This is a genomic window from Synechococcus sp. R5-15 (assembly GCF_047462035.1).
Lineage (GTDB): Bacteria > Cyanobacteriota > Cyanobacteriia > Thermostichales > Thermostichaceae > Thermostichus.
This window is the reverse complement of record NZ_JANSIK010000070.1, coordinates 18,088-30,630: the sequence shown is the minus strand read 5'-3', so window position 1 is coordinate 30,630 and position 12,543 is coordinate 18,088. Positions and strand designations below refer to the sequence as shown.

Below are 12,543 nucleotides of genomic sequence, written 5' to 3'. Positions count from 1 at the left end.
CCGTACTGAACATATTATACATTATTTTCAGTATAGTTGAGCTTATTATTGACTAGAGTCATGCTCTCTTACCAGCAGTCGCGACAGTGTTGCGGAGCAATATCGATGACTCCATCCGGGTTGGCTGGTAAGTCCATCATAGAGGGGCTGCTCTGTCGCGACAGCGTTGTGGAGCAATAATGGGCCATAGATGGGACGGGATCCCTTTCTATTCGACCCATTGAGCAGTCATCATCAGGTGTCTAGGTTTTCGATCCGAACGGGCTCAAAAGGTTCTGCCAGCGGAAACCCCAACACCTGGGCATAAAAGTAAAGCTCTGCCTCCAAAGCCCGTTTGATGTTGGCCGCCTGGCGAAAGCCGTGTTGCTCTCCCTCGAAGGGCACATAGGCCACTGGGATCCCTTTGGCCCGTAGGGCTGCCACCATCCTCTCCGCCTGATTGGGGGGCACGATGGCGTCTTCCAAGCCTTGAAAGAAGATAACCGGACAATTGAGGCCCTCCAGGTGATGAATGGGGGAACGCTCCCGGTAGAGATCCCGCCGCTCTGGGTAGGGGCCAATGAGGCTGTCCAAGTAGCGAGACTCGAACTTGTGGGTCTCCTGGGCTAGGGCTTCCAGATCGCTCACCCCGTAGTAGCTGGCACCCGCCCGGAAGACCCTGTGGAAGGTCAAGGCCGCCAACGTGGTATAGCCGCCAGCGCTGCCCCCTTGAATGAGCAGCCGTTCCCCGTCCACCTTGCCCTGTTCTGCCAAAAATTGAGCTCCGGCAATGCAATCTTCCACATCCACCAGGCCCCACCGGCCTTTGAGGGCATCCCGATAGGCCCGCCCATAGCCGCTGCTGCCACGGTAGTTCACATCCAAAACGGCAATCCCCCGACTGGTCCAGTATTGGATCCCCAGGTTGAGCACGGCTGCCGTCGCCCCGGTGGGCCCGCCGTGGCTTTTCACCAATAGGGGTGGCTTTTCGCCAGCAGGGGCAACAAAGTCGCGGTTCTTGGGGGGATAGAAGAAAGCATAGGCCACTGCCTTGCCGCCGCCGGTGGGAAAAACAATGGGCTCTGGGATCGACAGATAGTCGGGATCCACCGCCACGCTGCTGGAACGGGCCACCACCTCCACTTGGCTGGAGGGTAAGTCTAGGCAGACCAAGGCAGTGGCTTCCGTCGGGGATCCGGCCAGGAAAGCGGCTTTTTCCCCACTTACCTGCAGATTGTGGATCTCGGTGTAGGGCAAAGGGATCTCTTCCTGTTGCCCCGACTGGGGATCCAGGTAGGCCAAATGGCACAGACCCCCCTGTTGGTAGCAGGCCAGAATGCGCCCATCCCCAGCAAAGCCGTAGGTGCTCAGGCCAAACACCCACTGCGGCTCTCCAAACTCCGCTTCCATAGGGCAGAGGGGAATGGGGCCCTGGGGATCCCAGCGATAGAGGTTCCACCAGCCGCTGCAATCGGAAACAAAGTAGAGATCCCCCTCCGGTGACCACTGGGGCTGGAAGATCGACTCGGCAGGGCCACCGGCTAGCTTTTGGGGCTCTCCTAGAGTGCCATCTGCTGCCACCTCTGCTCGCCACAGTTCCGTCCCATCCCAGGGCATCTGGGGGTGATCCCAGGTCAGCCATACCAAGGTCTGGCCATCGGGGCTGAGGCGAGGGTTGGCATAGAAATTGTGCCCAGAGGCCAAAACGCGCTGGGATCCGCTTTCCAAGTCAATCGAGACAAGGCTGTTTTCCGGCTCTCCCTGGCGGCTGTGATCCTCCCGCACACAGAGGATGCGTCCACGCGCCCGATCCACCACCCCGTCGGCGTAGCGATAGGGGCCTGCTTCTGTCAGGGGCTGGGGATCTGAACCCGGCAGCAGGCGGTAGAGCCGTTGGTCAGCGAAGTTGCAAAAATACACTACCCCTGCCGACACCCAATAAGCTCCACCCCCATACTCATGCACCCGTGTCCGCACATTGAAAGGTGCCGGTGTCAGCTCCACCAGGATCCCGTCGGCAGAGCGCCGCATCAACACATTGCGCCCTTTTTCTTGCGGGCGGCCCTCCGTCCAGTAGAGATCCCCCTGATCCCAAACCATCTGTCCCAAGCGCAGGGATCCCGTCACCACCAGGTCAGCGGTAATCGGGGATCGCCAAGATCCATAGCCGGCCTGTTGCACCATAAGCTGTTAACTCTCAACTAATTCTCGACCCCAGAACCCCTATTATGCCGGCAGCAAGGGATCCCTGCCTCTGCCTGCAGCCTGCGGGGAAAGGGCTCGGATTCTGGGAAAAGGTATCCCACGATACAATTCTCTCCGGGCCGAATGGGTTTGATGGAACACGTTAAGGCAACAGGGACGCACGACGCTTTCTCGACTGCAGGATTAGCCTTTTCCTCTGTTGATGTTGGGAAGGCATTCGGTGAAAGCCTCAGCTGAGCGCAGTTGGGCAGGTTCAACACATGGGCGAGGTGATGAGCTAGGTGCTTCCCCCCGTTGGCCGGGCTGCTGCAACTGTACTTCTTAACACCCTTTGCACTCACTTCGTTTCGGAGATCACCGATGGCTCAATCTTTTAATCGTCGTCAAGTGCTGAAAATGGGCGCTCTGGCCGGAGCCGGGGCTGCCCTAGGGCCGCAGATCTGGGTGAAGCGATCCGTGCCCGCCTACGCCCAGGGAGAGACCATCCGCGTTGGCATTTTGCACTCCCTTAGCGGCACCATGGCCATTTCAGAAACCAGCGTGGTGGATGCGGAAAAGCTGGCCATCAAAGAGATCAATGCCGCCGGTGGGGTTTTGGGCAAGCAGATCGAGCCGATTATCGAGGATGGCGCTTCCGATTGGCCAACCTTTGCGGAGAAAGCCACCAAATTGATCGATGTGGACAAGGTGGCAACGGTATTCGGCTGCTGGACTTCGGCCAGTCGCAAAGCGGTTTTGCCGGTGTTTGAATCCAAGCAGCACCTGCTCTGGTATCCCGTGCAGTACGAAGGACAAGAGTGCTCCAAAAACATCTTCTACACCGGCGCTGCCCCCAACCAGCAGATCGAGCCTTCGGTGGAATGGCTGCTCAAGAACAAGGGCAAAGAGTTCTTCCTGGTGGGATCCGACTACGTGTTCCCCCGCACGGCCAACACCATCATCAAGGCCCAGTTGGAAGCCCTGGGGGGCAAAGTGGTGGGTGAAGACTATCTGCCTTTGGGCAGCACAGAAGTTACCCCCATCATCAGCAAGATCCGGGCCGCTCTTCCCAATGGCGGTGTGATCTACAACAGCTTGAACGGCGACAGCAACGTGGCCTTTTTCAAACAACTGGAAGGGGCAGGGCTGGGGCCAGATCGCTATCCTTCCATGTCCGTCAGCATTGCTGAAGAAGAGGTACAGGCCATCGGCCCCGAATTCTTGGAAGGGCACTTCGCCGCCTGGAACTACTTTATGACGGTGGATACGCCTGCCAACAAGAAGTTTGTGGAGGCTTTCAAGGCAGAATACGGCCAAAACCGCGTCACCAACGACCCGATGGAAGCCGCCTACATCATGGTTTACATCTGGAAGCAGGCAGTGGAAAAAGCGGGAACAGTGGAAATCGACGCCGTGCGGCAGGCAGCCTATGGCCAGACCTTTGATGCCCCAGAAGGCTTGGTAACCATGAACACCAATCACCACCTGACCAAGTATGTGCGGATCGGCCAGGTGCGCTCTGACGGTTTGTTTGATGTCATCTTTTCTACGGATGCCGTGGAGCCGCAGCCCTGGAACCAGTTTGTGGCAGAGACCAAGGGCTTTGCCTGCGATTGGTCAGATCCGGCCAAGGGCGGTCGCTACAAAGTCAGCTAGTCCTGGCCAGGGCTGGGATCCCTTGCCGTTTGGATAGGGTCGGGGATCCCGCCTAGATGCTCGGTTAGCCTCCCTAGTTTAGTTGGAAGGAGGATCCCCTGCCCATGACCTTGCTCCTGGACAGCTTGTTCAACGGCATTAGCATTGGCACCGTCTTGCTAATAGCCGCCTTGGGCTTGGCCATTGTTTTCGGCCTCATGGGGGTCATCAACATGGCCCATGGGGAGCTGATGATGTTGGGGGCCTACACCACTTTTGTGGTTCAAAATGCCTTTCGTCCCCTAGGGGATCCCTGGCGGGATCTGTACATCTTTCCAGCTTTGGTAGCTGCCTTTGCCGTCACGGCTCTGGTGGGACTAGCCCTGGAGCGGGGGGTGATCCGCTTTTTGTATGGCCGACCGCTGGAAACCCTTCTGGCCACTTGGGGTGTGAGCCTGATCCTGCAGCAGTTTGTGCGCAGCGTCAATTGGGTGCTGGCTTTCCGCTTGGGGGCCTTCGCGGTGCTCTTTTTCGGCGGCTGGTGGCTTTTGTCCAGGCGGGCGGATTGGCCGCGTCTCAAGGGGTGGACGCTGGCGCTGCTGTTGGTGCTCTCCACGGCCATTGCATCGGTGGGGGGGCGGGTGCTGGCGCAAACCTATGCTTTGGCGGTTACCCAGCCTTGGTTCGGCGCCCAGAACAAAGACGTGACGGCTCCCCGGTGGCTGGGGGGTGGGATCCCGGTGGGCAACCTGTTTTTGCCCAATACCCGCCTGTTTATCATCGCCCTCACTGTCTTCTGCATCCTGGGGCTGTACTTCTTCTTGCAACGCACCCGCTGGGGGCTGCGCATCCGGGCGGTTACCCAGAATCGGGCCATGAGCGCCTGTGTAGGGATCCCCACGCAAAAGGTGGATGCCCTTACCTTTGCCATCGGTTCGGGTCTGGCGGGAGTAGCCGGCGTGGCGGTCAGCCTGCTGGGATCCGTGGGGCCGAACACCGGCCAAAACTACATCGTGGATACCTTTATGGTGGTTGTCGTGGGGGGTGTCGGTAAGCTTTTGGGCAGCATTGTGGCAGCGCTTGGGATCGGGATTGCCAACTTTGTCATCGGCTCAGGGACGCTGGCTTTGATTTTTCCCAACGTGCCCATCCTGACCGATACCCTCAACTTTTTTGCCACCACGAGCATGGCCAAGGTGATGGTCTTTGCTTTGATCGTGGCCTTTTTGCAGGTGCGACCTCGGGGCCTTTTCCCCGAAAAAGGTCGTATGGTGGATGCCTAGGGAATGATCTCGCTTGGCGAAAACTCTAGGACCAGACTCTCCATCTTCTACTCCCTCACAAAGCCCATGAAACTGGTTCATTCCCCCCGTGCTGATCATGAAGTGGCTGCTCCCGCCGCGGGTGGGGATCCCAATTCTTCTCGCAAGCTTCTGTGGGAGGCCGGGATCCTCATCGTTTTGGTGCTGGCCTTGATCTTTGTGGCCCCAACTGTGCTGTCTGGCTTTCGGCTCAACTTGTTGGGGCGGTTTCTGGCCCTCAGCATTGTAGCTTTGGGGATCGACCTCATCTGGGGCTATACCGGCATGCTCAGCCTGGGGCATGGGGTGTTCTTTGCCTTGGGGGGCTACGCTCTGGGGATGCACCTGAAATTGCAACTGCCGGAAGGTCAGATACCGGAGTTTTTCAGCCTCTACGGGGTAACGGAATTGCCCTGGTTTTGGTATCCCTTTTATTCGTTTCCGTTTACGGCTGTTGCTGTGGTCTTGATTCCGGCTTTGGTGGCGGCAGCCCTGGGGTATTTGGTGGTGAGAAATCGCATCCGAGGGGTTTATTTTTCCATTTTAACTCAGGCCACCACGATCATTTTCTTTAACTTCTTCAACGGCCAACAGCGCTTAATCAACGGCACCAACGGCCTGACCAACTTCCAGACTTTGTTTGGCCTAGATGTCAACTCGTCCGAAATGCGCTTTGCTGTCTATGTCACTACAGTTCTGGCGGTGGTTTTGGCTTACCTTCTCTGTCGTTGGCTGACCAGCGGCTTATTCGGTCGGATCCTGGTAGCCATTCGAGATGACGAGCCGCGGGTTCGTTTTTCCGGCTACGATCCCACCGGCTTTAAAGTTCTGGTGTTTGCCGTGTCTGCTGCCCTGGCAGGCATTGCCGGAGCTTTGTTTACCTTGCAAACTGGGATCATCTCCCCCAATGCGATGGCCGTTCCCTTTTCCATTGAAATGGTGATCTGGGTGGCGGTGGGCGGTCGGGCCAGTTTGGTGGGGGCGGTGCTGGGGGCTCTGTTGGTTAACTTTGCCAAGAGCTTGCTGAGCGAAAATTTTCCGGAGATTTGGCTGTTTTTCCAGGGGGGATTGTTCCTGTTGGTGGTGCTGGTGCTGCCGGATGGACTGGTGGGTTGGGTGCGCACCCAAGGCAGGCAACTTTGGGTCACCGTTCAGCTTTGGCGCAGGCGTTTGGCAAATACTTCTCCAGCCTAAATCTGGCTTTCTCTTGAGGATGTCAGTTATGTGCAAGATATAAGTTTAGGGTAAGAGGATCCCATGGGTGAGCCAGCGATGCCAAGTTTCCTCTCCTATTTGATGGGTTTATTTGATGGGTTGAGAATCCGGTTTGACCTTTGGCCTTTCCGTTCTTGGATGTGATCCCTATGCTCACTGCAGCTCCCACCGCTACCCGACAAATTTTACAAACTCAGGATCTCACCGTCAGCTTTGATGGCTTCAAGGCTTTGGACAGGCTGAACTTCTCTCTGGAGGAAGGGGAGCTGCGGGTGGTCATCGGCCCCAATGGGGCAGGCAAGACTACGTTTCTCGATGTGCTGACGGGCAAGGTTAAGCCTACTCGAGGCCGGGTGCTGTTTAAAGGAAAAGATCTGGCCAAGCTCAAGGAACACGAGATCTCGATTTTGGGTGTTGGGCGCAAGTTTCAGACGCCGCGGGTCTATCAAAACTTGAGCGTGCGAGAAAACTTGGAGCTATCCTTCAACCCTGACAAAAGGGTTTTTTCCACCCTATTGGGCAAAAAGCATCTGCGAGAAAAAACGGATGCTCTTTTGGAAACCATTGGCCTCAGCCGTAAGGATCGGGTTCCGGCAGGGCTGCTTTCCCACGGAGAAAAGCAATGGCTGGAGATCGGCATGGTGATTGCTCAAGATCCGGATTTGCTGCTGCTGGATGAATGCGTGGCCGGGATGACGGACAAAGAAACAGAAGCTACAGGAGAGTTAATTCAATCCTTAGCCCAAAGCCACACCATTTTGGTGATCGAACATGACATGGTGTTTGTCCGACAAATTGCCCGCAAGGTTACCGTTTTACACCAAGGCTCGGTGCTGTGCGAAGGTACCTTTGAGGATGTGAAAAACGACCCGAGAGTGATTGAGGTCTATCTCGGATCCCACAAGGGGAAAAACTAAGCAAAGAGGCTATAGTTCTGTATCTAATCGACTCATGCGCAGGCCTATGAATACGGAAAACGCGACCGCAACACAAAACTTATCCCGAGATGGATCCGGGCCTCTCCTGGAGGTCTCCAACTTGAGGGTTTACTATGGTCAGAGTTTAATTGTGAAGGATCTCTCTTTTAAGATCTTTCCCGGCCAAGCGGTTTGCCTTCTGGGCCGCAATGGTATGGGCAAAACCACCACACTTAAAGCCCTGATGGGACTTCTGAAAGACTGCACAGGCAAAATTGCTTTTGAGGGCCGTCCTATCAACCATTACCCTCCCAATTGGCGAGCCCGCGCCGGTATTGGCTATGTACCCCAAGGTCGAGAGATATTTCCCCGCCTAACGGTTGAGGAAAACCTGCTGGTGGGGCTAGAAGCGGCACCGGACAGAGAACGGATCATACCTGAGTTTGTCTATGACCTATTCCCAATTCTGCGTTCTTTTCTTAAACGGCTGGGTGGGGATTTGAGCGGTGGGCAGCAGCAGCAACTGGCCATCGCCAGAGCTTTGGTGGCGGAGCCCAAACTTTTGCTCCTGGATGAGCCCACAGAAGGGATCCAGCCCTCTATCATTATCGAGATCGAAGAAGCCATCAGCCGCATTCAAAAGGAGCGGGGCGTTTCGGTGTTGCTGGTGGAGCAGTATTTTGAGTTTGCCCAAAGCCTAGCCGATTACTTTTATCTTATGGAAAATGGATCCCTTATCATGGAGGGGCCGACTGACCAAATGGACGAAGAAAAAGTCCGAGCTCACCTTTCTATCTGAGGTGGCACCTGGAGAGCCTGAAAACCTCTATAACTTTTTTGAGAGCGGCAAATGGCATCCTGCATGTTCCAGAGACCTTGCCTAAACTTCTGGAAAAGCGAGAAGTCCACCTGCGAGGGGATAGGCTAGGGTTAGCCCTGGGCTTCCTTGAGCAGCAGCGTTGGCTAAGCTAGAAACTGTTCAAGATTGCGCTAGCTTGCCATTTCCATCCACAGGTTTGTGTCTCCTCCGATTCACTTCACTGCAGAGCCCTGGCTGCACACCTACAGCGAAATTATCGATGTGCGCTCTCCGGCAGAGTTCGCAGAGGATCATTGGCCGGGAGCCATCAACTTGCCTGTACTCTACGATACAGAACGGGCGGAGGTGGGCACGCTCTACAAGCAGGTGGATCCCTTTACAGCCCGCAAACGAGGGGCAAGCTTGGTGGCCCAGAACATCAGTCGCCACTTGCAAACCCATTTTGCCGATAAAGATCGCGATTACCGGCCCCTAATCTACTGCTGGCGGGGAGGGCAGCGCTCTGCCAGCTTGGCATTGGTGTTGTCCCAGGTGGGCTGGCAGGTCACGGTTTTGCAAGGCGGCTACAAAACCTACCGGGCCTGGGTGCGCCGGCAACTGCAGATCTTGCCCCAGGAATTTACCTACCGAGTGCTCTGCGGACCAACAGGGAGCGGCAAAACCCAGTTGCTTCACCATCTGCGCCAACAGGGATCCCAAGTTCTCGATCTGGAAAAGCTGGCCTGTCACCGGGGATCCCTCCTGGGGGCCGAGTGGGGGGTGCCACAGCCCAGTCAGAAGAGCTTTGAAAGTCAACTGGTGCAGGTTTTTCTCCAGTGGGATCCCGCCAAGCCAGTCTGGGTGGAGGCTGAGAGTGCCAAAGTGGGCCAGCTCCATCTGCCGCCTGCCCTTTGGCAAGCCCTTACCCAAGCCGACTGTGTCGAAGTGCAGTTGCCTCTAGAGGAGCGGGTGAAGGGGTTAATCGCCCACTATCCCCACTGGATTGCTCACCCCCAAGCGCTAAAGGGGAAATTGCTGCCTCTGAAGTCCCGTCTTGGCCAGGCCCGCCTGCAGCGTTGGTTTGAGCTGATCGACGCCCAAGACTGGCCGCAGTTTGTGCAGGAGTTGCTGGAGCAGCACTACGACCCCACCTATCGACACGGGCTGCAGCAAAACTTCAATCGCCTTCGGGCCCGGATTGAGCTGTCTGACCTTTCCGAGACCAGCCTCAGGGAAGCTGCTGCTCGCCTCATCCAGATGCCGCTTGGATCCCTGGCTAGGTGAGCACGATAAACTCCAAAGCCCGCAACACCTCAAACCACTCGGAAACTTCCAGCCGAACCGTGGAATCGGCAATCCACCGGCAGCCGGGATAAAAAGACTTGCGGTAGGCCCGAGCGGGATCCTTGTAGTCCACTTCCAATTGAAAGTGATCCGGCAGTGGGCGAGGACGGTAGGCCGACAGCCGCCTCAGGGATCCCTCTACACCTTGGCGGATGGCCTGTAGAACCTGCTGCGGATGTGGCGTAATGACCGACTGGCCTATCCCTTTGTGGGTGACCACCGTCTCGATGTGGGCGTCATAAGCTTTCGCTGCGGCACACACCTCCGCATCTCCGGCTACAAACACAACTGGGACTCCCTCATAGGCAGCCGTGAGACTGACCAGGTGAAACTCGGCGATGGCCTGGCCGTTCAGCCGGATTTGGCTAACTTCGGTGGTGTAGGTGTGGGCGAGGGGGTTGGCAGCAGATCCGGCGCGGGCATGATAGCCGATTAGGAGCAGGGCATCGTAACTGCGATCCAACTCTTGCACCATACAGTAGGGGTGGCCGCTCCAGCCGCGGATGAGTTGCACCGGCTCCGGCAACCGTTCGGGGATGAGGTTCCGCCCGGAGTCATGGGCATCTTTGACTGTGATCTGCGTGGCTCCGGCAGCCAGGGATCCCTCACAAGCCGCGATCACTGCTCGGGTCATCTGCTCTCGGAATGCCTCGTAACCCGGCTGGCCGATGGTGGCCTCATCCCAATGGCTGATGCCGGCAATCCCTTCAATATCGGCACTGATATAGACCTTCATGCTTGGCTCAGTAGACTCAGCATTGGATTCTGTTGGGCTTCATCCACCCTCGGATGCCGCTCAACATCGCTCTGGGCAAGGGATCCAAGCCGTTATTTCCCTTGCGAAAATTGCCCCCGGCTCTGCTGTGGATCCCTTCCCTATTCTCAAGAAGCTCGGATGAAGAATAAAGACTCCGTCCCGCTGAGGGGATCAGAGAGCCACCAAAGAAGCAGATACCCCCTGCTGTAACTCCGACAACAATGAGGCCGGACGCCCCTTGTAGGGCCAGGCAAAAGCGTGACGAAAGGCTGCTTCCTGGCAGTGTTTGAGCTGCTCGAAATCGATAATGTCGTGGGTTAGCAGGTTTTCGTACTCAAACGGCAGCCGCACATTGTGCAAGCCGGCGTTGTCGGTGCAGATGGCGATATCCACCCCCGCCTCAAAGCAGCGGTCAAAGACAATCTTGAGGGGCTCCAAACTGGGCAGGGTTCCCGTTTTTAGATAGGTGGTGGGACAAACTTCCAGGCATTGTCCTCGCCGTGCCAGCTCCGGCAGCAATTCTGGATAGTGGAGGGGGATCTGAATGCCGTGGCCGATCCGCGAGACATAGGGCAGCAACTGTGGGTAGCAGCCATCCAAAGTTTCGTACAGGTGGGCAGTGGTTTTCAGGCCGCGGGCCAGCGCATACTTGAACAGCTCAATCCACTCGTCCATCCGTTCGCCGTAGGGCTTGTCTCCCCCGGCCAGGTCGATGGCACACACATACTCCGACTCAGCGGCAGCTTCCACCATGGCCCGGTTGATGTGGCTGGGCAGGCGTGAATGCAAACAGACGATCTGGGTGGTGACGATGGGATACTCCCGCTGCTGGCTGGCCTGCCCCACCGTCTCGATTACCTGGCGCATCTGCTTGAGGCGCTCCGCCTCATCCAGGCTGGGATCCGTGCGTAGGTAGGGAGTGTAGCGAATCTCCAGGTAGGCCAGATCCTCAAAGACGTAGGCTCCCCGCAGCAGGCGGTAGATAAAATAGGGCAGGGTTTCCAGGGTCTGCACCTGTTCCACCAGCGTGTGCAGCTCCAGGTAATCTTCGAGGGTGTTGCGCGGGCGGGTGTAGAACTCCTCAAACTCGGCATAGGTGGGAAAGCGCTCTGCCAAAGGGGATCCCTGGCGGTGAAAATAGCGCCACAGAATTCGGGGGACAACCGAACCGCCCAAATGACGGTGCAACTCCGCGTGAAGTGCCATAAACGCTCTACAGTGGCCCGCCAGGGGGCAGACTTGGTTTGTTTAAGTACTATTTCTACTCTTATCCTACTCTTATCCAACCGCCTCAGGCTTGTCCAGGTCTAATCCCGCAAGCCCGGCTAGAAGTTTAGATCGTCAAGCCGATCCCCTGCCCATCGTGATAGGCGGCCAGCAGTAGGTCGGTGGTGGTATCCCAAGCAATCTCGCCCGAGCGCGATAGAGCAATGGCCCCAAAGGAGCGGCGACGTTGGCGGGCCTCTTGAAAAGACTTTGCCATGGCAGCCTTCAGGCTGAGGCCATCTTCCACTCGAATCACAATCCGCGCCGCCAAGCTCTCATCCAAAATATCTTCCCCGACACCAGTACAACTGACCCCCGCCGCCGCACTGGCATAGGTTCCCGCTGGAGTGGCCGAATCGCTTACTCGCCCCACCCGTTCAAACCCCCGCCCGCCGGTGGAGGTGCCGGCACAGATTTGCCCCTGTTGATCCAGCGCCACCGCCCCCACCGTGCCCATGGCCAGAGCGGTGAGAACCCTGGTCGGGGGATGGGTTTGACGCAACTGCACCCACTCTTGAACCCGCTTGAGAGTGGCCGGGTCATAGACCGGCAACTGCAGCTCCCGCGCCAGCTCTGCTGCCCCTTGTTCGGCCACCACGCGATCCGGGCTTGATTGCAGAGCCTGGGCCATGAGGATGGGATGCTGAACTCGGCTGACGTTGATCACCCCGCTAAAAGACTGGGTGGCCCCGTTCATGAGAGCGGCGCTCATGCGGATTTGCCCATCCGATTGCAAGACCGACCCCGTCCCGGCATTGTAGAGCGGATCATCCTCCAGCAACTGGCAGGCATGCATCACTGCCGCCTCGGCACTCTGCCCAGCCAACAGCAGCTCGTAGGTGCTCTCCACCACCTGCTGCAGGGATCCCCTCACTTTTTCCAGGCTGCTTTCCCCTTCCAGGGCGCTGCCGGCTCCGCCGTGGATGATCAGTTTGGGCTGAGGCATGATGAGATCGGTTACCTTGTGAGAACAGTGGAAGACTATATTTTGATTTTCGGGTACAACATCCACCCATGCATCTGCTCCATCCCAGGGATCCCAACGCAAAGGGAGAGGGAGCCTTAAGATAATCCTGTAGATTTGCTAAGCATAGATACTCAAGGGCGATTCTGGTAAAGGGCTGTCGGATTGCAGCCGGCAGGGAT

Annotated in this window: 10 protein-coding genes; 6 read left to right on the top strand and 4 right to left on the bottom strand. The window is 57.1% G+C overall.

Translation table 11 applies throughout. The features are described from left to right. Positions 1–234: 234 nt before the first annotated feature. Positions 235–2,163 carry a S9 family peptidase gene (locus NW839_RS06650; protein WP_414351987.1) on the bottom strand — a complete coding sequence of 643 codons (1,929 nt, stop codon included), beginning with the start codon at positions 2,161–2,163 and terminating at the stop codon, positions 235–237. A 381-nt stretch (positions 2,164–2,544) separates the two neighbouring features. Here NW839_RS06650 and urtA point away from each other — a divergent pair, with 381 nt between their 5' ends. The 6 genes from urtA (at position 2,545) to mnmH (ending at position 9,314) form a co-directional block, all read left to right on the top strand. Beyond that, positions 2,545–3,819, top strand: a complete 1,275-nt coding sequence (urtA, locus tag NW839_RS06645; RefSeq protein ID WP_414351988.1) for an urea ABC transporter substrate-binding protein — start codon at positions 2,545–2,547, stop codon at positions 3,817–3,819. A 104-nt stretch (positions 3,820–3,923) separates the two neighbouring features. Continuing rightward, entirely contained in the window at positions 3,924–5,081 is a 1,158-nt protein-coding gene (urtB, locus tag NW839_RS06640; protein ID WP_414351989.1) for an urea ABC transporter permease subunit UrtB, read from the top strand. 3 nt (positions 5,082–5,084) lie between these two features. After that, entirely contained in the window at positions 5,085–6,293 is a 1,209-nt protein-coding gene (urtC, locus tag NW839_RS06635) for an urea ABC transporter permease subunit UrtC (protein WP_414342394.1), read from the top strand. Between the two features lie 170 nt (positions 6,294–6,463). Next, the gene (urtD, locus tag NW839_RS06630; protein ID WP_414351990.1) at positions 6,464–7,231 is read left to right on the top strand and encodes an urea ABC transporter ATP-binding protein UrtD; all 768 of its coding nucleotides are present in this window, start codon (positions 6,464–6,466) and stop codon (positions 7,229–7,231) included. Between the two features lie 34 nt (positions 7,232–7,265). Continuing rightward, a complete protein-coding gene (gene urtE, locus NW839_RS06625; RefSeq protein WP_414331328.1) occupies positions 7,266–8,030 on the top strand; it encodes an urea ABC transporter ATP-binding subunit UrtE in 765 nt (254 codons plus the stop codon). 219 nt (positions 8,031–8,249) lie between these two features. Further along, positions 8,250–9,314: a tRNA 2-selenouridine(34) synthase MnmH gene (gene mnmH, locus NW839_RS06620; RefSeq protein WP_414351992.1), complete on the top strand. Its 1,065-nt coding sequence runs from the start codon at positions 8,250–8,252 to the stop codon at positions 9,312–9,314. On the opposite strand, the gene NW839_RS06615 is transcribed toward mnmH, so the two are convergent. From NW839_RS06615 to NW839_RS06605, 3 genes are all read right to left on the bottom strand, one after another. Further along, positions 9,307–10,110, bottom strand: coding sequence for a M55 family metallopeptidase (locus NW839_RS06615; protein ID WP_414342392.1), 804 nt, complete (start codon positions 10,108–10,110; stop codon positions 9,307–9,309). The two genes, mnmH and NW839_RS06615, sit on opposite strands and share 8 nt — an antisense overlap. A 192-nt stretch (positions 10,111–10,302) precedes the next feature. Beyond that, complete coding sequence (locus NW839_RS06610; protein ID WP_414351993.1) at positions 10,303–11,337, bottom strand: adenosine deaminase; 1,035 nt, start codon at positions 11,335–11,337, stop codon at positions 10,303–10,305. A gap of 127 nt (positions 11,338–11,464) precedes the next feature. Then, positions 11,465–12,343 (bottom strand): isoaspartyl peptidase/L-asparaginase, encoded by an 879-nt coding sequence (locus NW839_RS06605; RefSeq protein ID WP_011433592.1) that lies wholly within the window; start codon positions 12,341–12,343, stop codon positions 11,465–11,467. Positions 12,344–12,543 lie beyond the last annotated feature (200 nt).

What these genes read in the sequence shown, in the direction of transcription:
- urtB (WP_414351989.1), top strand. Translation starts at nt 3,924, where the DNA reads ATGACCTTGCTCCTGGACAGCTTGTTCAACGGCATTAGCATTGGCACC.
- urtA (WP_414351988.1), top strand. Translation starts at nt 2,545, where the DNA reads ATGGCTCAATCTTTTAATCGTCGTCAAGTGCTGAAAATGGGCGCTCTG.
- urtC (WP_414342394.1), top strand. Translation starts at nt 5,085, where the DNA reads ATGATCTCGCTTGGCGAAAACTCTAGGACCAGACTCTCCATCTTCTAC.
- urtD (WP_414351990.1), top strand. Translation starts at nt 6,464, where the DNA reads ATGCTCACTGCAGCTCCCACCGCTACCCGACAAATTTTACAAACTCAG.
- NW839_RS06615 (WP_414342392.1), bottom strand. Translation starts at nt 10,110, where the DNA reads ATGAAGGTCTATATCAGTGCCGATATTGAAGGGATTGCCGGCATCAGC.
- NW839_RS06610 (WP_414351993.1), bottom strand. Translation starts at nt 11,337, where the DNA reads ATGGCACTTCACGCGGAGTTGCACCGTCATTTGGGCGGTTCGGTTGTC.
- urtE (WP_414331328.1), top strand. Translation starts at nt 7,266, where the DNA reads ATGCGCAGGCCTATGAATACGGAAAACGCGACCGCAACACAAAACTTA.
- NW839_RS06605 (WP_011433592.1), bottom strand. Translation starts at nt 12,343, where the DNA reads ATGCCTCAGCCCAAACTGATCATCCACGGCGGAGCCGGCAGCGCCCTG.
- NW839_RS06650 (WP_414351987.1), bottom strand. Translation starts at nt 2,163, where the DNA reads ATGGTGCAACAGGCCGGCTATGGATCTTGGCGATCCCCGATTACCGCT.